The 22468-nt window shown below is 68.4% G+C and carries 15 protein-coding genes and 1 pseudogene; 4 read left to right on the top strand and 12 right to left on the bottom strand.

Annotation, left to right across the window (positions count from 1 at the left end; all coding sequences use genetic code 11):
* Window positions 1-263: 263 nt before the first annotated feature.
* From KIP79_RS18820 to KIP79_RS18810, 3 genes are all read left to right on the top strand, one after another.
* Window positions 264-4430 carry a family 78 glycoside hydrolase catalytic domain gene (locus KIP79_RS18820; protein WP_214106148.1) on the top strand — a complete coding sequence of 1389 codons (4167 nt, stop codon included), beginning with the start codon at window positions 264-266 and terminating at the stop codon, window positions 4428-4430.
* Window positions 4431-4739: 309 nt separating this feature from the next.
* Complete coding sequence (locus tag KIP79_RS18815; protein ID WP_214106147.1) at window positions 4740-5501, top strand: MerR family transcriptional regulator; 762 nt, start codon at window positions 4740-4742, stop codon at window positions 5499-5501.
* 108 nt (window positions 5502-5609) lie between these two features.
* On the top strand, window positions 5610-5987 hold the full coding sequence (locus KIP79_RS18810; RefSeq protein ID WP_308169782.1) for a hypothetical protein: 378 nt from the start codon (window positions 5610-5612) through the stop codon (window positions 5985-5987).
* Window positions 5988-7051: 1064 nt separating this feature from the next.
* On the opposite strand, the pseudogene KIP79_RS49500 reads toward KIP79_RS18810, so the two are convergent.
* Both KIP79_RS49500 and KIP79_RS18800 read right to left on the bottom strand, forming a co-directional pair.
* Window positions 7052-7366 (bottom strand): annotated as a pseudogene (locus tag KIP79_RS49500) (SDR family oxidoreductase); the annotation flags it as partial.
* A 20-nt stretch (window positions 7367-7386) separates the two neighbouring features.
* The gene (locus KIP79_RS18800; RefSeq protein ID WP_214106146.1) at window positions 7387-7803 is read right to left on the bottom strand and encodes a nuclear transport factor 2 family protein; all 417 of its coding nucleotides are present in this window, start codon (window positions 7801-7803) and stop codon (window positions 7387-7389) included.
* A gap of 110 nt (window positions 7804-7913) precedes the next feature.
* Here KIP79_RS18800 and KIP79_RS18795 point away from each other — a divergent pair, with 110 nt between their 5' ends.
* Window positions 7914-8471 (top strand): TetR/AcrR family transcriptional regulator, encoded by a 558-nt coding sequence (locus KIP79_RS18795; protein WP_214106145.1) that lies wholly within the window; start codon window positions 7914-7916, stop codon window positions 8469-8471.
* Window positions 8472-8487: 16 nt separating this feature from the next.
* Here KIP79_RS18795 and KIP79_RS18790 read toward each other — a convergent pair whose 3' ends face one another.
* The 10 genes from KIP79_RS18790 to KIP79_RS18745 all read right to left on the bottom strand — a co-directional run bounded on the left by KIP79_RS18790 (window position 8488) and on the right by KIP79_RS18745 (window position 22279).
* A complete protein-coding gene (locus tag KIP79_RS18790) occupies window positions 8488-10242 on the bottom strand; it encodes an acyl-CoA dehydrogenase family protein (protein WP_214106272.1) in 1755 nt (584 codons plus the stop codon).
* A gap of 76 nt (window positions 10243-10318) precedes the next feature.
* The gene (locus KIP79_RS18785; protein ID WP_214106144.1) at window positions 10319-11872 is read right to left on the bottom strand and encodes a long-chain-fatty-acid--CoA ligase; all 1554 of its coding nucleotides are present in this window, start codon (window positions 11870-11872) and stop codon (window positions 10319-10321) included.
* Between the two features lie 237 nt (window positions 11873-12109).
* Entirely contained in the window at window positions 12110-12820 is a 711-nt protein-coding gene (locus tag KIP79_RS18780; protein ID WP_214106143.1) for a GntR family transcriptional regulator, read from the bottom strand.
* A gap of 93 nt (window positions 12821-12913) precedes the next feature.
* Window positions 12914-14737, bottom strand: coding sequence for a gamma-glutamyltransferase family protein (locus KIP79_RS18775; protein WP_308169780.1), 1824 nt, complete (start codon window positions 14735-14737; stop codon window positions 12914-12916).
* On the bottom strand, window positions 14734-15696 hold the full coding sequence (locus tag KIP79_RS18770) for an alpha/beta hydrolase (protein ID WP_214106142.1): 963 nt from the start codon (window positions 15694-15696) through the stop codon (window positions 14734-14736). The genes KIP79_RS18775 and KIP79_RS18770 overlap by 4 nt, the downstream gene beginning before the upstream one ends.
* Window positions 15697-15735: 39 nt before the next feature.
* Entirely contained in the window at window positions 15736-17529 is a 1794-nt protein-coding gene (locus KIP79_RS18765) for an ABC transporter ATP-binding protein (protein WP_250213453.1), read from the bottom strand.
* Window positions 17526-18395, bottom strand: coding sequence for an ABC transporter permease (locus KIP79_RS18760; protein WP_214106141.1), 870 nt, complete (start codon window positions 18393-18395; stop codon window positions 17526-17528). The genes KIP79_RS18765 and KIP79_RS18760 overlap by 4 nt, the downstream gene beginning before the upstream one ends.
* Complete coding sequence (locus tag KIP79_RS18755) at window positions 18388-19383, bottom strand: ABC transporter permease (protein ID WP_214106140.1); 996 nt, start codon at window positions 19381-19383, stop codon at window positions 18388-18390. The genes KIP79_RS18760 and KIP79_RS18755 overlap by 8 nt, the downstream gene beginning before the upstream one ends.
* Window positions 19380-20948, bottom strand: coding sequence for an ABC transporter substrate-binding protein (locus tag KIP79_RS18750; RefSeq protein WP_214106139.1), 1569 nt, complete (start codon window positions 20946-20948; stop codon window positions 19380-19382). Before KIP79_RS18750 ends, KIP79_RS18755 begins: the two co-directional genes overlap by 4 nt.
* Window positions 20949-21124: 176 nt before the next feature.
* On the bottom strand, window positions 21125-22279 hold the full coding sequence (locus KIP79_RS18745; RefSeq protein ID WP_214106138.1) for an FAD-dependent monooxygenase: 1155 nt from the start codon (window positions 22277-22279) through the stop codon (window positions 21125-21127).
* Window positions 22280-22468 lie beyond the last annotated feature (189 nt).

Genomic DNA, 22468 nt, shown 5'->3' with positions numbered 1-22468 from the left:
TTTCACCGTCGCTGCTTGTGGCCTGGGGCGCACCGCCGTAACTTCTTTGAAACGATTCAAGGAGAAGGCTCCTCATGCGAGAAGGCAGTGTGCCGGGGAAAGATCCGGCCGGTGGGAGACGCCGTCGTCAGCGCCTCGTGAAGAAGTCAGCAGGCCTCTGTTTTCTGCTGGTCAGCCTGTTGATCACCCTTTTGACCCGAGTAGACGCGGCGTCGGCGTCGGTGCCGCCGTGGGATGGGCCGCAGCCTCCCACCGATCTCACGGTGGGGCAGTTACCCTCGCCGCGTGATGTCGCGAACCTGACCGCGCCGCTCCTTGGATGGCAGGTCGGAGCCGCCCGGCAGACCGCCTACCAGGTGCAGGTGGCGGAGAACGCCGACGAATTGGGCGTCGACGACGTCTGGGACTCGGGGAAGGTGGAGTCTTCCGCCAGCGTCAACCTCGCCTACGGCGGGTCGGCCCTGACCGCGGCCGAGAGCTACCTCTGGCGCGTCCGCACGTGGACGGGGAACGCGGTGTCCGACTGGTCGGCGCCCGCACGCTTCGGCACCGCGGCAGGTCAGACCTGGGGTGACTCCAAGCCCATCTGGATCGCCGCGGACCGCACCGACGCCGGGGACTGGACCGACTACAGCCTGGAGGGCAACTTCCGGATCACCGCCCAGAACGCGACGATCGTGCTGCGCGCCCGCGACGCCAGCAACTACCTGATGTGGCAGTTCCGCGGAAACGGCGTCAACACCCTCGCTCCGCACACCCGCGCCGGAAGTACGTTCACCCAGCTCAAGTCCGTTCCCCTGGGTCGCACCCTGGTAACCGGCACCACCTACGCCTTCAAGATCGAGGCGGCCGGGAACATAATCACCACCTACCTCGACGGGGCGCAGGTCGACGTCACCACGGTGTCCTCGACCTACGCCAGCGGCAAGATCGGTTTTCGCACCGGCCTGTCCGAGACCAACAGCTGGGATGATCTCAAGGTCACCTCCTCGACCGGCAAGGTGCTCTACCAGAACTCCTTCAGCCAGCCATCGGCCGGCTTCGCCTGCGGCACTGTCACCGACGGGCGGCTCGCGATCGGCGTCAACCAGAACTGTGTGCTGGACGCCTCCTCCACCGACTGGGCCTTCCTCCGCGGTGAGGTGGACCTTCAGGCGAAGCAGATCGCGTGGGCCACGCTGTACGCCACCGGGTCCTCAACGGCCCCGGCGCGCCAGTTCGTCTACAAGCTGTGGTTGAACGGGTCGTTCGTCGGCCTCGGCCCCACCCAGCCCATCTCCGGTGAGACCCGGTACGACGGGTTCGATGTAACCCGGCTGCTGCGCAGCGGCGAGACCAACGCGCTCGGCGCGATCGCGTACACGACCTCGGACAAGCGGTTCCAGGCCTACCTGGTGGTCGAGTACGCCGACCGCTCGCGCCAGACGTTCGGCACCGGTCCGGGGTGGACGGGCTACAACGGCGCCGGCGTCTACCCGGCGGCCGGGAGCATCGGCACCAGCTTCTACACGGCACCGAAGGAGAACATCCAGTCCGCCGTGTTCCCCACCGGCTTCGACCAGCCCGCGTACGACGACTCCGCGTGGGTTCCGGCCGAGGTGAAAAGCAACTTCGCGGACCTTCAGGCCACGCCGACGGCCAAGGTCAAGCACCAGCTCAAGTACCCCGACGTCGTCGTGGAGAAGACTCCGGGCAACTACTTCATCGACTACGGCCGTACCTGGATCGGAGGTCTGAGCCTGGACCTCGACGGCCAGGCCGGCCGGGTGCTCGACATAAGGTTCGGTGAAGCGCTGTCGGCGCCGCAGACGGTCCGGTACGCGATGAACACCGGCAACAACTACCAGGACAAGTGGACGCTGAGGGCCGGCCCGCAGCACCTGGAGACCTGGGGCATGCGCGTGTTCCGCTACGTCGAGGTGCTCGGCGCGCCAACCGGTCTCACCGCCCGCACCTTCCCGGCACTGGCACAGGTCTACCCCTATGACGCCGACGGCGCCCGGTTCTCCTCCTCCGACAGCGCGCTGAACCAGGTGTGGCAGCTGTCGCGGCACACCGTGGACGCGACCAACCACAATCTCTACGTCGACTCATGGACGCGTGAGCGCGGGGCTTACGAGGCCGACTCGTACCTGCAGATGATGGCGAACTTCTTCGTCTCCAGCGACCCGACGCTGGGCAACTACTCCCTGGACTACCTGCTCACCCGTCGCACCTGGCCGACCGAGTGGCCGATGTACACGATCCTGGCCTTCCACGACAGCTATCTGCAGACCGGAGACGTCGAGGCACTGGTCCGGAACTACGACAGGCTCAAGGCCAAGCTGCCCGGCGGGTGGATCGAGGCCAGTACCGGCCTGATCAGGAAGGACACCCGCTCCGACGGGTGCACCGGTACCGACTGCGACATCGTGGACTGGCCGGCCGGCGAGCGGGACGGTTACGTGTTCCGTCCCTACAACACGGTCATCAACGCGATCGGCCACCAGAGCTACCTGGACATGGCCGACATCGCCCGCGCCGTCGGCAAGGACGCCGACGCCACCGCCTTCACCGCGACGGCGGCTCGCATTCGCGCGGCGGCCGACGACCGCCTGTTCGACCCGGTGAAGGGCGCCTACCGTGACGGCCTGAACAGCGACGGATCCCCCGTCAACCACTACGCCATCCAGGCGGGCGTGTTCGCCACCGCCTTCGGGCTGGCCGACGCCGACCAGGCGGCGCGCACGGCCGACTACATCGAGAGCCGTGGCATGGTCTGCAGCGTCTACTGTGCCGCGTTCCTGATCGAGTCGCTCTACAACGGCGACCGGGCCGATGCCGCGCACGCGCTGCTGACCAGCACCGGGCTGCGCAGCTGGATGAACATGATCAAGCTGGGCGCCGGCGCCACGATGGAGGCCTGGGACCCGAGCCTGAAGAGCAATCTCACCTACTCACACCCGTGGGCGGCATCCCCCGCCTACAACATCCCCCAGGGCATGTTCGGCATCCGTCCCACCACCCCGGGCTACGCGACCTTGGACGTACGTCCGCAGCCGGCGGCCGTCGACTGGGCCGGGGTTCGCCTGCCCACGCTCCGGGGCACCATCGGCGCCGCCCACCACACAACCGGTGACCGCACCGACATCGGGGTGAGCATCCCCGGCAACACCGTCGCCCGCGTCTTCGTACCAGGCGCGAGGGAGAGTGGCGAACCCGTGGTCTACCTCGATGGCATCGCCACCCGGGCGACGTTCGAGCGGGGTTACCTGCGCGTCGACGACGTCCCTGCCGGCTGCCACGTGCTCAGCCTCGAACCCGGCGACGCGCCGGGGCAGGATTCCCGGCTCACCGACGTGTGTCCGGATGGATATGTGGCACCCGACCGGACGGCCCCGATTGTCACGGTCTCGACCGATCCGGCCGTCCCCACCGGAGACAGCGGCTGGTTCACCGGTGCGGTGTCCGTCTCGGCAGCGGCCGTTGACGAGCGCTCTGGCGTGGCGTCGCTCGAATACCGCGTCGCGGACCGTGACTGGACCGCACACACCGAACCGCTGGCCGCGCCCGAAGGCGAGACCACCTACCTTTTCCGAGCACACGACCGCGCGGGCAACATTTCCGGCACCCAGGCCGTCACGGTCAGGCGTGACATCACCCCGCCGGAAATCACCTGGATTGGGGACATAGCCGACGGCTCCGCACACGAGTTCGGGTCCGTTCCCCCAGCCCTTACCTGTACGGCGAGCGATGGCCTGTCCGGTCCGGCCGGCTGCGAGGTCACCGGCTACCGCACCGAGGTCGGCACCCACACGCTCACCGCGACCGCGCACGACGTCGCCGGCAACACCGCGACGCGGGCGCGCACCTACACCGTGCGCAAGGCGACGACAACCGTGGCCGCGACCGCGGCCCCAGTGAACTGGGGCACCGCCGCCACCGTTACGGTCAACGTCACGGCGAGCGCTTCACCGGTGACCGGATCCGTCCAACTGCTCGACGGATCCACCGTGCTCGGCTCGGCCGGGCTGTCCGGCGGCTCCGCGACCTTCACCCTGCCCGTGGGTCTCGCGGCCGGAGACCACACCTTCACGGTGTCGTACACCGGAAGTGGCGACTTCGCACCGGCCCAGGCCACCGTCGTCGTCACGGTGCGGCTGCCGCCGGCCTGGAGCTCGTCCAAGGTCTACAACACCGGCGACAAGGTCGGTTATCAAGGCAAGGTCTACCTGGCTACCTGGTACACCAAGAACCAGGCGCCGGGCGACCCGTACGGGCCGTGGCAGGAGTTGGCCATGACCCTGGACGGCAGGACGGCTTGGACGGCCTCCCGGATATTCAACGCCGGCGACATTGTGATCTACAACGGCAAGACGTTCCGCGCCGGCTGGTACACCCGCAACCAAGCCCCCGGCGACCCTAACGGTCCCTGGAAACTGGTTAGCTGAACAACGCGTTGCCCTGTGTTGCGCTGCGCCATCGCGTACTGGAGCAACTGGGTCGCCACTCAACACAGGGCATCACCGCGTACATCCGAGAAGACGTTGTGACATAGCGCAGACCCTGAACAACCTCCGCGGGCTCCTGCGGCGACGGGCCAGGGCGAACGTTGCCCAGTGGGAGCGTGTGGACAGCGTCCCACTTGATAGGAGTGGTGGATATCGGGCATGTCCCGGATTGGCTTGTGCTTTCCGTAACGTCAACTTCTACAGTCGCCTGTGGCCGGTGAGACCGGCCCGGTGAGGAAGGGTGCGGCCATGGCCTGGTCGATCGCGGACGTGGCCCGGATGTCCGGGGTGACGTCCCGGACGCTGCGGCACTACGACGAGATCGGTCTGCTTGCTCCCGCACACATCGGTAGCAACGGCCACCGCTACTACGAGGAGGACGGGCTACTGCGACTGCAGCAGATCCTGCTCTTGCGGGAACTGGGCCTTGGCCTGCGGGAGATCGCCGCAGTTCTGGAGCGCCAGGTCGACCAGGTGGACACGCTGCGCGAGCACCAGCGCAGGCTTCTGGCCGAGCGGGACCGCCTCGATGTGCTCGCATGCACGGTCGGCCGCACCATCGCCGAACTGGAGGAGAACGAGGAGACACCTGACATGGGGAAGATCAGCAGGCCGGAGAACCTGTTCACTGGCTTCGACACCGCCCGGTACGAGGCGCCCGCCCGCGAGAAATGGCCCACCGAGGCCGAGCAGTCGGCGCAGTTCGCCGCGACGCTCACCGAGGCGGAGGCGGAGCGGCTGCAGCGTGAGGCGACTGCGGCGATGGTCCGCATGGCCGAGTTCATGCGGGCCGCCACGCCGGTGACCGACCCGGAGGTGCAGGCCGAGGTCGACGCCCACTACCAGGGCATCTGCCGGATGTGGACCCCGAACGCGGCCGCGTTCAAGGCCCTGGGGCAGAACTATGTCGACGACGCGCAGTGGCGCGCGGCCTACGAGCACATCGCTGCCGGTCTGGCCGAATACCAGCGGGACGCGATGGCCGCCTCTGCCGACGCCCGGCTGAGTTGACCGGCCACCGGCTGCTGGGGGCTGCAGACCCCGGCAGACCGGCGCCTTCACCCGCGGAAATCCCCTGGCGGTGCCTCCTGCCCTACCGTGCGGCACCGCCCTACACCTGTGGAGTACCCCGCTGTGATACCCGCCCACTGGGCCCGCCACCACCGCCGTGAGGACAACGAACTTCTCGGCTACCTGTGCCCTGTCCAGGACGCCCCCGGCTGGTTCGTCCCGGTTACCCTGTTCGGCCATCCGCTCGGCGGCCCAAGCAAAGAAGAGGACGCCCGTCAGCGCCTGGACCGTGCCGGATTGGACTACCTGGCCCAGAACTGGCTGCTGTCCCTGCCCGGCCACCCGGACCCCATCACTGTCCAAATCGTCGAGGCCACCCCACAGCAACTTCGGGTGAAGAACATCGACTACGGCTACACGGAAGCGGACATTGGCCGCATCTTCGTCCTCGACGTCCCTGTCACCGGGCAACTCCATCCCCGCTGATACAAGCCTGGCGGCGACAGCAGAACCCCCAGGCCGCAGACGGCACGGGCCCGGCTCGGAGGGAGCCAACGATGACCTGCCATAACTCGTCGCTGATCTCCCACGGCTTCGGCCGCGCCATGGTGCTCCTCTCGCCGCTGCTACAGCGAGAGATCAAAGCGATACCCGCTTCCATCTGAGCCAACGCGCCCCGCGAACGCTGCCCTCCGTCCAACAACTGATCGCCGTGTGGGATGGACAGCCGGGCTCGGGCAAGGGCGGAACGGCGGATGTCGTGGCGGAAGCGCAAGAGCGTGGCCTGCCGGTCACCACCATTTGGCCGGAAGACGCAGCCAGGTCCAAGCTTCCGATCATGAAGCGAAAGAGCCTCCGGAATGCCCATCCATCGCGCCGACGTCCATCGGCACATCGCCTTCGGCCACGGAATCCACTTCTGCCTGGGCGCGTCCTTGGGCCGTCTCGAAGCCCGCATCATGTTCGACCGCATCGCCCGCGAGCTTCGCCGGCTGCGGCTCGCCGTGGACCCCGACGAACTGGACGGCTTCCGCCTGCAGTGGGGCACCCCGCCGCTGCGCATACGGTCGCAGTGTCTCCTTCAGGTTCCGTGGCGGTCTGCCTGTGACGCGCGCGACGGTATCGGTCGTGCGGTCCTCGATGCCGCGTGCCAGCAGCTCGTCGATCGAAGCCAGCATGGCCGCAGCGCGGGCGGGCATGTCCTGCGCGAGGATCCGCTCGAGTTCCTGAGCGGTGACCGACTCGTGCCGAACCGGCTGTGCGAGGACCTCGGTGAGTGTTGCCGCGACGTCGGCGTAGCTGAGCGCCTCGGGCCCGGTCAGGATCAGGTCCCCCTGGATGGGCTCGTGCGCGACAAGCGCGTGTGCCGCCACTTCGGCGATGTCATCGACGTCGATGAAGGCGACGCGCCCCTGACCTGTCGCCGTGACAATCTTGCCCATGGTGCGGGCGCTCTCGGCGTGGTGGTGGCCGCTCACGAAGTTCTGCATGAACCATGAAGGCCGGAGCACGACCCACTCGTCGAACATCTGCGGGAGCAGTTTCTGAACCTGTCCCACGGCCGGTCCCCCGGATTGGACGATGGACGCGCCGAGCAGGACCACACGGGAGACCCCCGCCTGCCGCGCTTTGCCGAGGAACGGCGCCATCGCGACCTGCGGGTCCGGGTCCAGCGGAGGAGGAACGAGGTAGACGGCGTCGACGCCGGCCAGCGCGCCGTCGAAGGTCGCCGGGTCGTACCAGTCGAACCGGACTCCATCCGCGGCGTCGGGGTTCGGGTGACGGGAAGCGGCCCGCACCGAGACGCCGCGCTCCAGCAACTTGGTGACGAGCGGACGGCCGGTGTTGCCCGTGCTGCCGGTCACCAGGATCTTCGGGCCGCCGGTCACGCCGACGGCTCCATGTCGAGCACGACCAGGGGGTTCCAGTAGTCGCGGTAGCGGGTGATCAGACCGTCCGCGACGGTCAGTACGACGACGTAGGACTGGGCGTAAGGCGCCCCTGTCGCGGCCACCCGGCCCTCGATCTCCATCTCGATGACGGCCTTGTCCGGGTCGACGGTCTGGTGGACCGTCACCTGCGGTTCCTTCGTCACCTCGATGCTCCCCGGCAGGACGCCGAGGTAGGACGCGACCGCTTCCTTGCCTTCCAGCCGCCGCGGCCGCCCGGCGGGGGCATAGGGGAACTCGAAGACGACGTCCTCGGCGCACAGGTCGACCCACCCGGCGACATCCCCGTTCCGCAGCGACCCGAGCGCCGAACTGAAGATCTCCGCGGGGGTGGTCGGTCGGTCAGCGTTCATGGCAACCCTTCGATAGGATCTGGACCAGCGGTCCACATCACTATACGGACTAACGGTCCGCTTGCTCAAGGGGGGAGATTGTGTCGACTCATCGCACGAGGTCGGACGCGGTGCGCAACCATGCGGCCATCCTGGCCGCGGCGGAACGGCTGTTCGCCGAGACCGACGACGGCCCGGGGGTGTCGACCGAGGACATCGCCGCGGCGGCGGGGGTCGGGAAGGGGACGATCTTCCGTGCCTTCGGAGACCGTGCGGGCCTGCTCCGTGCGGTATACGACGCGCGCGTCGAAACGCTGCGCGCCACCAGCCACGACAGCGGCTCACCCGCGTCGCCCCGCGACCAGGTGCATGCCCTGTTGCAAGGGGTTGTCCAGGCCAAGATCGCCCATCGCCAACTCGTGCTCGCGCTCGAGGACGCGACGGGCCAGCGGAAGGCCGAGACCCTGTTCGAGTCCCCGCCGTACCAGTGGGTCCACGGCACCCTGCAGGAACTCCTCGGCCCGTTGCTGGAAGAGCGCATGCCCCCGGCTTGGGTCGCACACGTGTTGCTGTCGGCACTGCGTGCCGACCTTCTGGAGCATCTCCTGACGAACGACGCGATGACCAAACAGGAGATTCTCGACAGCATTCGCCTGCTCGTCGACCAGATCCTCGGTCCGGCGACCTGAGCCATCCACTACGCCGTCAGAGCCACTCGGGGTCGAGGTCGAGGGTCGTGCGGTCGAACCGGCGCAAGAGGTCGAACTGGTGGTCGGTCCGCGGTAGTTCGTAGTGGAAGAAGTACCGGGCTGCCGCTCTCTTGCCGTCGTAGAAGTCATCGACCTTGTCGGCGGCGACAACAACCTGCTCCAGCCACAGCCACGCGATGACCACGTGACCCATCGCCTCCAGGTACATCGACGAGTTGGCCATCGCGGCCTCGCGATCCCCGGATCGCGAGAGCATCTCCGTCGTCACGACCAGCCGGTCGATTCGACGCTCCAGCAGCTCCGCGAGCGCGGCCGGCTCACCATTCTTCTTCCGCGCGGACAAAGCTGTCTGCCTCATGCTGTCGATCAGCATCCGGAATGCCCCGCCGCCGTTCGCCCGCACTTTTCGGCCAAGCAGGTCGAGTCCCTGGACGCCGTGGGTGCCTTCGTGGATCTGGTTCAGCCGGTTGTCCCGGTAGTGCTGCTCGACGTCGAAATCGCGCGTGTATCCGTACCCTCCGTGAATCTGAATGGCCAGGTCGTTGGCGGCCAGGCACCACTGGGCGGGAAACGACTTCGCGATCGGGGTCAGGACGTCGAGCACCATCCGCGCCCTGTCCCGTTCGGCTTGATCGGGTGCGCTCGCCTGTTCGTCGACAAGTCGCGCGCAGTAGAGGATGAGGGCGAGGGATCCTTCCACGTAGGACTTCTGCGCGAGCAGCATCCGGCGGACGTCCGCGTGCTCGATGATCGGGACCCGTGGTGCGGAAGGATCCTGTTCGCCTGCTCGCCTGCCCTGCAGGCGGGTCTTCGCGTACGCCAGCGACTTGAGGTAGCCGGTGTAGCCGAGCGAAACCGCCCCGGCCCCGACGGCGATACGCGCTTCGTTCATCATGTGGAACATGCAGGCGAGACCGTTGCCCTCGGCACCGACCAGATAACCGATGGCGCCGGCTTCGCCGCGCGGCCGGTGGGCGCCTTCTCCGAATCCCAGCACGGCGTTGGTGGTGCCCCGGTTGCCCATCTTGTGGTTGAGCCCGAGGAGAGCGACGTCGTTGTGTTCTCCGATCGAGCCATCGGCCTCGACCAGGTACTTCGGGACGGTGAACAGTGAGATGCCGTCGATGCCGCTGCCGCCGGTTCGAGCGAGGACGAGATGGACGATGTTCTCGCCGAGTTCGTGGTCGCCCGCGGAGATCCACATCTTGGTGCCACGCAGCCGGTACGTGCCGTCGTTCCTGAGCTCGGCTCGGGTGGTGATGTCGGCAAGTGAGGATCCGGCCTCCGGTTCTGACAGGCACATTGTGCCGAAGAACCGCCCCTCGATCATCGGGCGGGCGTAGCGGTCGACCAGGTCGGCGTCAGCGTGCGCGACCAGCAGGTTCGCCGCGGCCGAGGTGAGGAAGAGGTATCCCGTGGTCGAGGCGTTCGCGGCGGTGAACCACAGGGACGACGCCTGCCGCACGGTGACCGGCAGTTGCATGCCGCCATATGCGTGGTCGAAGCTCGCGGCCTGGAGTCCGGCGGTGAGGTAGGCGTCGATCGCGTCTCGCACCGCTGGGATCAGCTCCACCCGGCCGTCCGCACCGACGACCGGTTCGCGCAGGTCGGCCTCCCGGTTGTGTGGCGCGAACTTCCGTTCCGCGAGTTGTTCGCTGAGGTCGAGCACTGCGGAGAAGGTCTCGGCCGAGTGCTCCTTGAAGCGTGACCTGGTGGTGAGGCGTACGACGTCGAGCCACTCCCGCAGCATGAAGTCGAGGTCACGCCTGGCGAGAAGGTGGGAGTGCCGCCGCGCTGGTGTCGTCGTCACGGACCTGTCTCCCGTCTCAGATCTCGCGCTTGAGGATCTTGCCGGTGCTTGTCGTCGGCAGCGAGTCCCTGAACTCGACGATCCGAGGGTACTTGTAGGCCGCCATCTGGGACTTCGACCACGCGATGAGCTCCTCTTCGGAGGTCTGGTCACCGGGTTTCCTGATCACCACGGCCTTGATCTCCTCCCCGTGGGAGGGATGCGGCACACCGACGACCGCGACCAGGGACACGGCCGGGTGCGTGATCAGCACTTCCTCGATCTCGCGCGGGTACACGTTGAAGCCGCCTCGGATGATCATGTCCTTGGCGCGGTCGACGATGTAGTAGTAACCGTCGCTGTCCTTCCGGCCGAGGTCTCCGGTGCGGAACCAGCCGTGCTTGAGGACCTCCGCGGTCTCGGCCGGCCGCTTGTAGTACCCCTTCATCACGTTGTAGCCGCGGATCGCGATCTCGCCGACGGCCTCGGGGTCTTCGGCGATGTCGGTCCAGTCGGGGTTGACCAGCTTCATCTCGACCCCGGGGATCGGCTTGCCGATCGAACCGATCCGGGGACCGGCGCCCCACGGGGAGAACGCCGCGCCGGGCGAGGTCTCCGACAGTCCGTACCCTTCGATGACGGTTACGCCGAACTTTTCGCGGAAGGCGTGATGGATCTCCCCGGGAAGCGCCGCGCCACCGGAGATCGCGACCCGCAGGCGCCCGGCGATGGCCGCGAGGTCGACAGGGGCTCCGCCGGGGGCATCGAGCTCGGCGAGGAGCGCCCAATACATCGTGGGCACTCCACCGAACACCGTGATCGCCTCCTCGACGAGGAGCCTGAGCACGGCGCGCGGCTCGAACCGCGGCATGAGCACCAGGGTGCCGCCGAAGCCGGCGGCCGCGTTCTGCATGGCGGTCTGGCCGAAAGAGTGGAACAGCGGCAGGACGCACAAGTAGGTGTCGGGGCGGTCGGCATCGGCGTCGTAGAGTTCACGGGCCGCCAGTGCGTTGAGACGTAGGCTGTCGTGCCGGAGCTCGGCTCCCTTTGGCTGGCCGGTGGTGCCCGAGGTGAAGAGGATGACCGCAGACTCGGCGTCGGCCATGTCCGCGGAGTCGAACTTGCGGGGCAGACTCTCCAGGGCCGCGTGGAAGTCATCGCCGGGAACATCCCCGCCGCGGCCGGGGGAAACGCTGAAGTAGTGGCGGCATTCCTCGACCTGCTCGAAGCCGGCGCGCGCCTCCGCGCCCATGGGCATCTGGCCGCCGCTCTCGAAGGCGAAGAACACCTGCACGTCGGCCTCGCGCAGGTGGTAGGCGTACTCGCGGGCCTTGAGGAGGATGTTGAGCGGGACGACGACCGCGCCGGCTTTGAGGATGCCGAAGTAGATCGCGGTGAACTCCGGGATGTTCGGAGCGGTCAGGGCGACCTTGTCGCCGCGCCCGATCCCATGCGCAGTCAGGAGGTTGGCCACTCGGTTCGCCTCCTCGTCGAGCTGCCGGTAGGACCAGCGGCGCGCGCCGGCCACGATGGCGGTGCGGTCCGGGTAGTTCGTCGCAGCCGATTCCAACAGCGTCGCAAGGTTCGTCACAACAGCTTCCGATCAAGAGGATGAATCCAGATACACGCTGCACCGCCCCCCGACCGGGCTCACATGCACACTGCTATCGCAGTGCGCTCCACCTAACCTTAAGCATCATTCACTTAGTGACACAAGAGATTGGATGCAATCTCGCGGTGGCGTGGAATCCGGCCAGCGTGGCACCGCAGCGCACACGGCTGCTGTGATCGATCCGGGCAGGGCCGGCGCGACAGGCTGAAGAGGGGTTCAGGGTGCCTGGGCCGCGTTCTTGTCCACCCAGTGCGCGATGGCCTCATTGGAGTTGCGAATGTGCTCCGACATCAGCCGGCGGGCGAGCTCATGATCCTGCTCCAGGATCGCCTTGGCAATCGCCTCGTGCTCGGCCAGGTTCTTCTTGATCAGTCTGGAGTTGCCGGCGTATGTCGCGAAGGAGATATTGTGCGGGAGCCGCCGCCTGAGCACGCCGATCGTCAGCGTGAGGTGGTGATTGCCCGCGGCTTCGAGTATGACCGAGTGGAACTCGTCGTTGGCGCGCATCCATCGCTCGGTCTGGACGTCCTGTGATTCGTCGAGCGACTCGCGGAACGCGTCCCAGGACTGGGTCATCCGCTTGGTCTGGTCGTCGTTGATGCGATCACATGCCAGCGCGGCGGCGAGCCCCTCCAGCTCGCCTCGCACCTGTCCGATCTCCCTGATGTCATGCCCGGAGAGACCGTTGACCCGGGCTCCCCGGTTGGGCACGATGCTGACGAATCCCTGGTCGGCCAGGATTCGCAGTGCCTCCCGAACGGGGGTGCGGCTGACTCCGAACTCCTCGGCGAGCGCCTCGTGCCGCAGCCAGGCGCCGATCGGAACCTCACCCGAGATCACGCGGCGCTGCAACACGGCGACCAGCTGGTCGCTCAAGGATGCGCCATGGACGGCGAGCTCCTTGTCGAGAACCAGTTCGTCAGCCACCTCAGGCCTTCCTCACACCTGCCACGGCCAGGTCGGCGCGCCCTGTCGTTCCGGTGACGAGTTTACCGCACTTGCATCCAATCCCGGTTCACGTCATCGGCCGACCGCGTATCCTTGGGCGCCGCGCGGGTTGGCCGCGCCGATGATGCGTCTCTCGGCTCGTTCGAGATGCACCGACGAGAGCCGGCCGAGCGCCCAGTTTCCGGCGCGCCGGACGAGGTGTCCCATGGCGTCGAGGTCCGCGAGCACGGCCTGGCCGATGCGGTCCTCGATGACCAGGCCTCCCGGCTCCCAGGTGCGCGGCCAGAAACTGCTCGGGAAGCCCGTGGTGTGGAACATCGGCGCCTCGATCGCCTGCTGGGAGCCGAACCGGCCGACCAGGGTGCGAAGCAGATACACCAGCTGCCACTGGTCCTGTTGATCGCCGCCAGGACTGCCGAGCGCGGTAACCGAGTTGTCGGTCGTCACGATGGTGGGCGTCAGTGTGGTCCTCGGGCGTCGGCCGGGTGCCAGGGCCGACGGGCTCGCCGGGTCCAGATGGGTCATCTGGAGCCGGGTGCCGAGGCAGAACCCCAGCTCGGGCACCGCGGGCGAGGACTGCAACCAGCCGCCGGAGGGTGTCGCCGAGATCGCGTTCCCCCACCTGTCGATGACGTCGATGTGGCAGGTGTCACCTTGGGTCTCGCCGTTGACCCGCACGGTCGGCTCGCCGACCGCCAAGGATGGCGTGCCCGCCGCGAGGTCGGCCGAGGTGCCGGCCGAGGCGGCCACGACCGGGCGATAGGGCCGAGGCAGCCCGGCGAAGGATCCCGGTCGCAGCTCCCAGGAACCGCGCGGCCCGATCAGTTCACGCCGCTGTTTGGCGTAGTCCGCCGATACCAGGATGGCGAGTGCCTCGGGGTCGAGCCCGTCGCCGTAGTAAGCGTCCCGGTCGGCCATCGCCAGCTTCAGCGCCTCGACGACTCGATGGATGCCCGGTGCGGTATCGAGATCGAGTTCGCCGTCTTCGAACCCGTCGAGGATCATGAGAGCTTGCAGCAGCACCGGCCCCTGGGTCCAGGGGCCGGCCTTGTGCACGCGGTGCCCGCGGAACTCGACCGATAGGGCAGGCTCGAAATGTGCGGCGTACGCTGCCATGTCGGCGGCGGTGAGGACGCCGTGGTGGTCCCCGCCGGTGGCATGGCGGTGCGGGAACTCGGCGACGAACCGCTCGATGGCCGCAGCGACGAACCCCTGCCCCCATACCGTCCGGGCCGCGTCGATCCGCGCGCGCCGATCGGGGGCACCCGCGCTCTCGGCCAGCAGCCGGCGAAGCGTGCGCGCGTAGGCGGGGCTGGTGATCAGGTCTCCGGGGGACGGCGCCGCGCCGTCGCGAAGCCAGAGGTGCGCGGATGTGGGCCAGTGCGTCGCGAACAGGTCGCCCACCTGATCGATCACCGCGCACGTGCTCGCCAGGACCGGATGCCCGGCCTCCGCGTAATGGATCGCATAGGACAGAATCTCCTCCAGCTCCCAACTGCCGTGCTCCCGCAGCAACAGCAGCCAGGCGTCCACCGCACCCGGCACCGCGGCGGCGAGAGCTCCCGCACCGGGCACCGACGCCAGCCCTTCGGACCGGAAGCGGGCGATGGACGCGCCGGCCGGAGCCGGTCCTTGCCCGCACAAGACTTCGACGGGTCCGCCGGCGGGTGCGATCAGCGCCACCAGGTCACCGCCCGGCCCGTTGAGGTGGGGCTCGACGACGTGCAGGACGAAAGCGGCGGCCATGGCGGCGTCGAAGGCGTTGCCCCCACGTTCCAGGACGGACTGCGCCACCGACGACGCGATCCAGTGGGTGGAGGCACAGACACCGAACGATCCGGTGATCGCGGGACGCGCCAGGAACGTGGGCGCGCGGAAAGTGACGTTGTCGCTCACGACCGCACCCCATCGGTCGCCGGGGGCAGCTGCCCCGCCCAGGCGGCGAAAAGGAACTCGATCGTGGGCTCGACGATCTCCGGCTCCGCGAACACGGCGGTGGCGTGGTCCTGGCCGGGCACGATGGTGAGCCCGCAGTAGCCGCCGCGCGCTCGGACCGCGTCGCGCAGCTGGATGCTCTGCTCCACTGGGACGGTCCGGTCGGCATCGCCGTGTGCCAGCAGAAAGGCGGGCAGTCGTGCCGCGGTGGCGACGGCGCGCAGCACGGAGCCGTGCTCGATGATGGCGGGCAGGTCGTCGGCGTGGAGGTCGCGACCGTAGATGAGATCGATGCCCGGACCGACCCGGTCCTTCAGCGCCGGGTCTGACTTGGCGAGGGCGACGATGTCGCTCAGGTCGCTGGCCGCGTAATGGAGCACGACGGCATCGAGTTCGGCGCTGTATCCGGCGAGCTCTGGGATCCGGCGCCCGCCGGTGTCGCCCGCGCCGACGGCGGCTCTGCCCATGAGGTAGCCGCCGGCCGAGCTCCCCCATCCCGCGACCCGCTCGGGGTCGAGGCGGAAGGCGCCGGCGTGCGCGCGCACCCATCGGACGGCGGTGACGATGTCTTCGACCGTTTCGGGATAGCGGGCCTCGCCGGCGAGGCGGTATTCGACGGAGACGACGGCAATGCCGCGGCTCGGGAGGCTGCCCCAGGGGCCCATCTCCTTGACGCCGCCGACGAAGGCGCCGCCGTGGGCGTAGACGACGACGGGGAAAGGCCCGTCACCGCCGGCGGGCTGGTGGACGTCGACGCGCAGCGGTCGCCACCCGCTGTGCATGCCGATCGCGACGTTCAGGTAGGAGGTGGCGCCGTCGAGCACCTGGACCGCGACGGGTTCGACCAGCCGCGGATCGACGACGGTGTAGGGGATCACGTCGACCTCGGGGAGTGCGGCGCTGAACTGGATGGGCTTCACGACATCCTTTCTGTGACGGTGGAGAACGCTCTCCGCCGGTCAGGCGTGGGCGGGGATCGACGCGATGAGCGATTGGGTGTACGGGTGCCTCGGGCGGGAAAGGACGTCGCCGGCGAGTCCGTGCTCCACGACCTTGCCGGACTTCATGACGTAGACCCGGTCCGCGATCTGGCGTACGACGGCGAGGTCGTGGGTGATGAACACGAGCGAGATCCCCAGGGTGCGTCGCAGATCGTTGAGGAGGTTGAGCACGTGCGCCTGGACGGACACGTCGAGGGCGGAGACCACCTCGTCGCACAGCAGCACACGTGGGTCGCGGGCGAGCGCCCGAGCGATCGCGACTCGCTGGCGCTCACCTCCGGACAGCTGTTTCGGGCGCAGATTCGCGTATCCGGCGTCGAGGCCGACCATCTGCAGAAGCTCGGCGGCGCGGGCCTTCCGGTCCGGCACATCAGTGAGCCGGAGCGTCTCGGTGATCGTGCCGCCGACGGTGCGCGCGGGGTTCAACGTCGAGGACGGGTCCTGGAAGGCCATCTGCACGGTGGACCGCACGGTCGCCCACCCGTCGCGTCCTACCTTCGAGGAGGTGACGTCGATGCCGCGTACCTCCAGCGATCCCGACGTCACCGGCTCCAGGCCCACCATCATCCGGGCCACGCTCGTCTTCCCCGACCCTGACTCACCGACGATGCCGACGCTCTCGCCGGCGTGGACCTCGAAATCGACCCCGTCGACCGCGAGCTTGTGGCCGTATCGCTTCGTCACTTCGCGCAGGACGATGATCGGTTCGCCGGTAGGCGCCGGCCCCGGCGTGACCTCGGCCAGGTCCCGGGTGTGGGTGAGATCGAGGCTCTCGCCCACGCGAGCGCAGCGGACCTGGTGGCCGGTGCCCAGGTCGGACAGCGTGACCGGATCGCTCGTGCACGCCGAGGTGGCCCATCCGCACCTGGGCGCGAAGCGGCACCCGTGCGGCCGGCCGCCGGGCGCGGGCACCGATCCGGGGATCGGCGGCAACGCCTGAAGCCGGCGGTCCAGCGGCGGGTCGGCGGCGGCCAGCCGGGCGGTGTAGGGGTGTCGCGCAGCGGTGAGTAGCCGGTCCGCCGGCAGTTCCTCGATCACCTGGCCGGCGTACATTACGTACACCCGGCCGCAGACGCCCGCCGCGACTCGCAGGTCGTGGGTGATAAGCAGCAGCGCCATGCGACGCGTCTCGCGTAGCCGGTCGAGCAGGGCGAGGATCTCGCTCTGGGTGGTCTGGTCGAGCGCTGTGGTCGGCTCGTCGGCGATCAGCACCAGCGGTTCCTCGGCGATCGCCGCCGCGATGCCGACGCGTTGCCGCATGCCGCCGGACAGCTCGAACGGGTAAGCGTCGGCGACGGCCGGGTCAGCGATGCCGACCTCGGCGAGACGGCGCACCGCCTCCCGGCGTCGCTCGCGTCGGCCGAGCCTCTTGCCGTCGGGGGTACGGAGGGTCTCGCACACGATGTCGCGGATGCGGTGCAGCGGATTCAAGGTGGTGAACGGGTCCTGCATGACCATCGCGATCCGTGCGCCGCGACGTCCGCGGGGCCGGCGTCCGGCGCTCTCGCCGGCGAACTCGACGGTGCCTTCGCTCTCCAGGCCGTGCGGGAGCAGGTTGAGGATGGCGCGGGCGGTCACGGACTTGCCGCTGCCTGACTCGCCGACCACGGCGACCGCCTCGCCGGGCGCGATGGTCAGGAAGATCTCCTCGGCGATCGGCACCATCCCGTCCGCGCCCGGGCAGCGGACGGTCAGGCCGCTGACGGCGAGGGCGGGAGGCGCCGGCTGAGAGGGAACTGCGTCAGTGCTCATCGGGTCCTTCCGCGGGACTCATAGCGGGAGTAGATCCAGTCGCCGACGACGTTGGCGGAGACCGCGACAAGCACGACCGCGATGGTCGGGCCGATGGTGGCCCAGGCGTTCTGGAACAGGTAAGCCCGGTTCTCCGCGATCATGCGGCCCCAGTCGGAGGCTCCGGGCGGAACTCCCAGGCCGAGGAAGGACAGGGCCGACAGGTCGACGATCCCGTAGGTGAATGTCAGGAAGAAGACGGCCACCAGGAACGCCGCGATAGTGGGGAGAAGGTGGAAGACCATGATCCGAGTGCCGGAGAAGCCCGAGGTGCGGGCGGCCTCGATGTAGGGCAGCCGTGCCCTGACGATCACCGCGGACCGCAGCAGCCGGATGTTGATCGGCAGACCGAAGACCAGCAGGACCGCGAGGGCGATCCACCAGCCGCCGCCGGTGATGCCGACGACCACGATCGCCACCACCATGGGCGGGACCGCGTACAGAACGTCGATGACCCGTCCGGTCAGCGCGTCGACATGACCGCCGAGGTATCCGGCGACCACCGCGACGAGGGTCGCGAGGAGTGTGGTGCCGATTGCCAGGATCAACGGGCCCAGCAGCCCTGTACGCGTACCGGCCACGATCCGGGAGAAGACGTCTCGGCCGAGGTTGTCGGTGCCGAGCCAGTACTGCGAGCCCGGGCTCTGGAACGCGACGGCGCCGTCGATGAGGTCGGGATCGTGCGGCGCGACACCTGGGAAGATCATCAGGACCGCCGCCGCCACCAGGACGCACGAGGCGGCGACCACCAGCAGCGGAGTCTGCCGGCGGCGCGCCCGGAGCGTCCGCCAGGTATGGCGCGACAGTGTGACAGGCCGGTCAGCCACGGCCTCTCCCCCTTCGAACGCGCGGGTCGAGCCCGAAGATGGCGAGGTCGACCGCGAGGTTGATGAGGACGATGGCAGCCGCGAGGGCGAGCGTGACCGCCTGGATCACGGGAACGTCCCGGGCGCCGATGGCCTGGGTGAGGAGGGAGCCGATGCCGTCGAAGGCGAAGACGGACTCGACCACCACCAAGCCGCCGGTGAGCGCGATCAGCAGCCCACCGGCCTGGGTCACAATGGGGACGGCGGCGTTGCGCAGGACGTCGTTGCCCAGGATGCGCCGGGAACTGATGCCCCGGGACCGGGCGAAGGTCACGTGGTCGGAGTCGAGCACGTCCATGACCGCCGACCGCGTGACGCGCGTCGCCGAGGCCAGGAGCACGGTGCCCATCGCCACCGCGGGCAGGACGAGATGGCGGAGGGTGTCGATCCCGCCCTGTCCGCTGCCCACGGTCGGGAGCCAGCCGAGCTTCACACCGAACAGCCAGGTGAGCAGGATCGCGGTGGCGAACATCGGGGTGCTGGCGGCGACCACGACGGTGCTGCTCACCCAGCGGTCGACGGCGCCGCCCCGGCGGGTGGCCGCCAGTAGGCCGAGGGCGATTCCTCCGATCATGGCCAGCCCCCAGGCGCTCAGCAGGAGGGGCAGCGTGACCATGGCGGCCCGCGCCAGGGAGACGGTGACCGGCTCGCGCATGAGGAATGAGGCGCCGAAGTCGAGGGTCGCCAGCGACCGCAGGTAGTGCCCGTACTGCGTCAGCAGGGGGTCGTCGAGGTGATAGGTCTCGCGGATCGCCTGCCGCTGCTCGGCCGACGCGTACGGCCCCGCCAGCGCCTGCTCGGCACCGCCCGGCGCGGCGTAGATCAGCGCGAAGAGCGCGAACGAGACGACCAGGAGAACCGCCGCCCCGCCGAGGAGACGGCCGACGAGGAATCGGAGCGCCGGGCCGGCCGGGTTCGGCCCGGCGCTTCCGCGGGCGGTTCGGCTCACGCCTTTACCAGGGCCTGAGGCCATTGCGTCATCCACCAGAAGGTGTCCAGGGACGTGGTGTCGAGGCCCTCCCGGCCGGCGATGAAGACCTTGGGGAACGCGATCGGCACGTATGGCACGTCGGCCTGCGCGAGCGTGAGAGCCTCGATCAGCTTCGCGCCGCGCCGCGGGTCGTCGACGGCGAGTTTCTGGCTGTCGTCCAGCAGGGCGTCGACCTCGGGGTTGACGTAGTCGGAGATATTGGTCCCGGACCCTCCGGTGGTCACAGCGTTGGCGCCGCTGATGACATACAGCGGCAGATTGGACGCGTCGGGAGCGCTGCCGCTGAACATGTCGATCGAGACTCCTTCGGTCTTGTGACCGAAGTAGACCGCGCTGTAGTACGTCTGGTCATCGACCTCACGCACGGTGAGCTTGATTCCGATTTTGGCGAGGTCCTGAGCGGCCGTCTGGACGATGAGCGCGAGGGTGGGGTCGCTGCCGGTGACCAGTACCTCGGCGGACACCCCGTCAGGGGACGAGGACTGCGCCATCTCGCGTCGCGCGGCGTCGAGGTCGAAGACGATGTCGGCGCCGAGCTTGGTGTAGGCGGCCCGCATCGCCTCCTCGCCGGACAGGCCCGCCATCACCGGTGCGGGGACGATGGTCGGGGCGAGTTCCGCGTTGCCGCCGAGCGCTCCCTGGAGGATCGCCTCGCGGTTGACGGCCAGCTGGAAAGCGCGCCGCAGGCGGATGTCATCCCACGGCTTCGTCTCGACGTTGAGGTTGAACTTGTACACCGACAGATCGGCGCTGTCCGCCATCCGCATGCCGGGCAGACGGCCGATGGAGGCGACCTGCGGCAGGGGGACGCCGAGCATGCCGTCGTACTCGCCGGACTGCAGCGCGTTCATGCGGGCCGCGTCGTCGCCGATCACTCCGAGCTTGAGGGTCTGAACCGCCGGCCCATCCTGTCCCCAGTAACCGGGGTTGGCTTTGAGCGTGACTTCGCGGGTGGGGGTGAAGGTCGCGAACTCATACGGACCGGTGCCCAGGTTGAGCACGTCCTGGGTGCCGACTCCCTTGCCGTTCTTGTCGTAGAACGCCTTCGAGACCATCCCGATCTGGGCGAGGCCCGCGGTGAACTGCGGGGCGGGCGCGCTGAGCGAGACAGTGACCTTGTCGTCCCCGGTGACCTCGACCGACTTCACCTGAGCGAACAGGGCGGCGTTGATCGACTCCGAGTCGGCGCCGGTGTGCAGCCCGATGGAGAACGCGGCGTCTTCGGCGGTGAACGGCGATCCATCCCAGAACTTGATTCCGTCGCGGATCGTGAGGACGTAGGTCGTCGGGTCAGGAGCATCGATGGCCGAGGCCAGCAGGGGCTTGAACCCGCCGTTGTCATATCGGACCAGCGGCTCCAAGGCGATGAGGAGCGAACCGCTCGCGAGGCTGCTCGATTGTCGTGGGTCGAGGACGGGCGGCAGGACCGTCGTGAGCATGTTCACCGATGTCAGGGGCCCGGACGAGGCGCCGGTGCCGCCGCCGGCGCACGCGGTGGTGAGGAGCACCAACGCCGTGATCATCCCGATGCCAACGCGTCCGCGACGGATGCTTCCGTCTCTTGTTCTCATGTTCCCGCCCTGGACGAAGAGTTCGGATGCGAGAGAACATATCTTGCATCCAACTTCTTGTCCGTATATCGGTCATTACATTTCTGTTAAGTGGGTCGACATGGGGACATGCCCGGCAGTGGTGTGTGCTACTGAGACGTGGACGACGCGTGACGTGCGGCGAGCTGGCGCAGTAGTTCGTTTCGCTGCTCCAGCTCCGCCTGGGAGCCGGGCACCATCATCGCGCCGTGCTGGGCGATGCTCGCCTGCGCCTTGTCGACGAGGGGGCGCTGCCGCTCCTCATACCGTTCGTACGCCGCAGGAAGGCTCCCTGGAGTGCGGGCGACCTCGTCGGCCAGATACTCCGCGGCGGTCATGGCGAGGCTGGTGCCCATGCCGGACAGCAATGACGCGCAATGCGCCGCGTCGCCGATCACCGCGACCCGCCCGCGGGCCCACCGCGGCATGCGGATCTGCGCCAGCGAGTCGAAATAGAAGCCTGTGATCCGCTCGTCGGCGAACGCGCTGCGCAGCCGCGGCAGCTCCCAGGCGTCACCGCGCTCAAGGAAGTCGATCACGATACGGCGCTGCCGGTCCAGGTCGCGGTAGTCGTAGTCGATCTCGTCGCTGCGCACCAGAATGTAGGCAAGCGGCCCATCGCCGACGTCACGCACCGCCGCCATGAGGCCCGGGACACTGAACATGGCCTGGTGCCAGGGTTCGTGCTGGCCGAGGTTGGCCAGCGCCACGTAGAAACCCTGGTGCACCAGGAAGTCGGACTCGGCGCCGAACGCCATCCGCCGAGTCGCCGAGTGCAGGCCATCCGCGCCGACGACCAGGTCGAAGGTCTCCTGACGCCGGTCGGTGAACCGCACCTGGACGGCGTCTTTGCCCGCGTCTTCGACAGTGTCTTCGTTGGCCAGCTGTGCGATCGACACGCCGAAGCGGAAGTCGGCCCGCGGTTGCGCGGCCGCGAAGAGCAGGTCGTTGAGCCGGTCACGTGTGATCTCGACGTCATCGGCGGTCTCGTTCGCAAACCAGGTGAGGTCGATGGTCGCGACAGGCAGTCCGTCCGCGTCGAGCACCGTGCCGGGGTCCGCCGGCACGACCCTTTCCCGGCGCGCGGCGTCCAGGATGCCCATCCGGTCGGCGGTGCCCAGGGCCTCACCTCGGATGTCGATCGGCGCGCCGCCGCGCCGGAGCCCGTCGCACATCTCCACTACCGTGACGTCCGCGCCGTGGTGAGAGAACCAGTAGGCGGCCGAGAGGCCGGCCATGCTGGCACCACATACCAGCACCCTCATCGCGCGCACTCCTCACGTGAGCCGACCCGTCGCCCATGGCTTTCCCGGCGATGGCTTTCCGTCCTGGACATGGTCATGCGGCATCCTCTGTCGTCTTGGCGCCGGCACTGACGGTCTCATGCCAGCGGACTGATAGCATCCTATTTCATCAAGATTGGATGTAGCATCTCACAGGTCGAAGGGAGTTCC

Origin of the sequence: Acrocarpospora catenulata (assembly GCF_018476525.1) — a bacterium.
Classification (GTDB): domain Bacteria; phylum Actinomycetota; class Actinomycetes; order Streptosporangiales; family Streptosporangiaceae; genus Acrocarpospora; species Acrocarpospora catenulata.
Note: the sequence above shows the minus strand (reverse complement) of the source record. Positions and strands in the feature narration are given on the sequence as shown.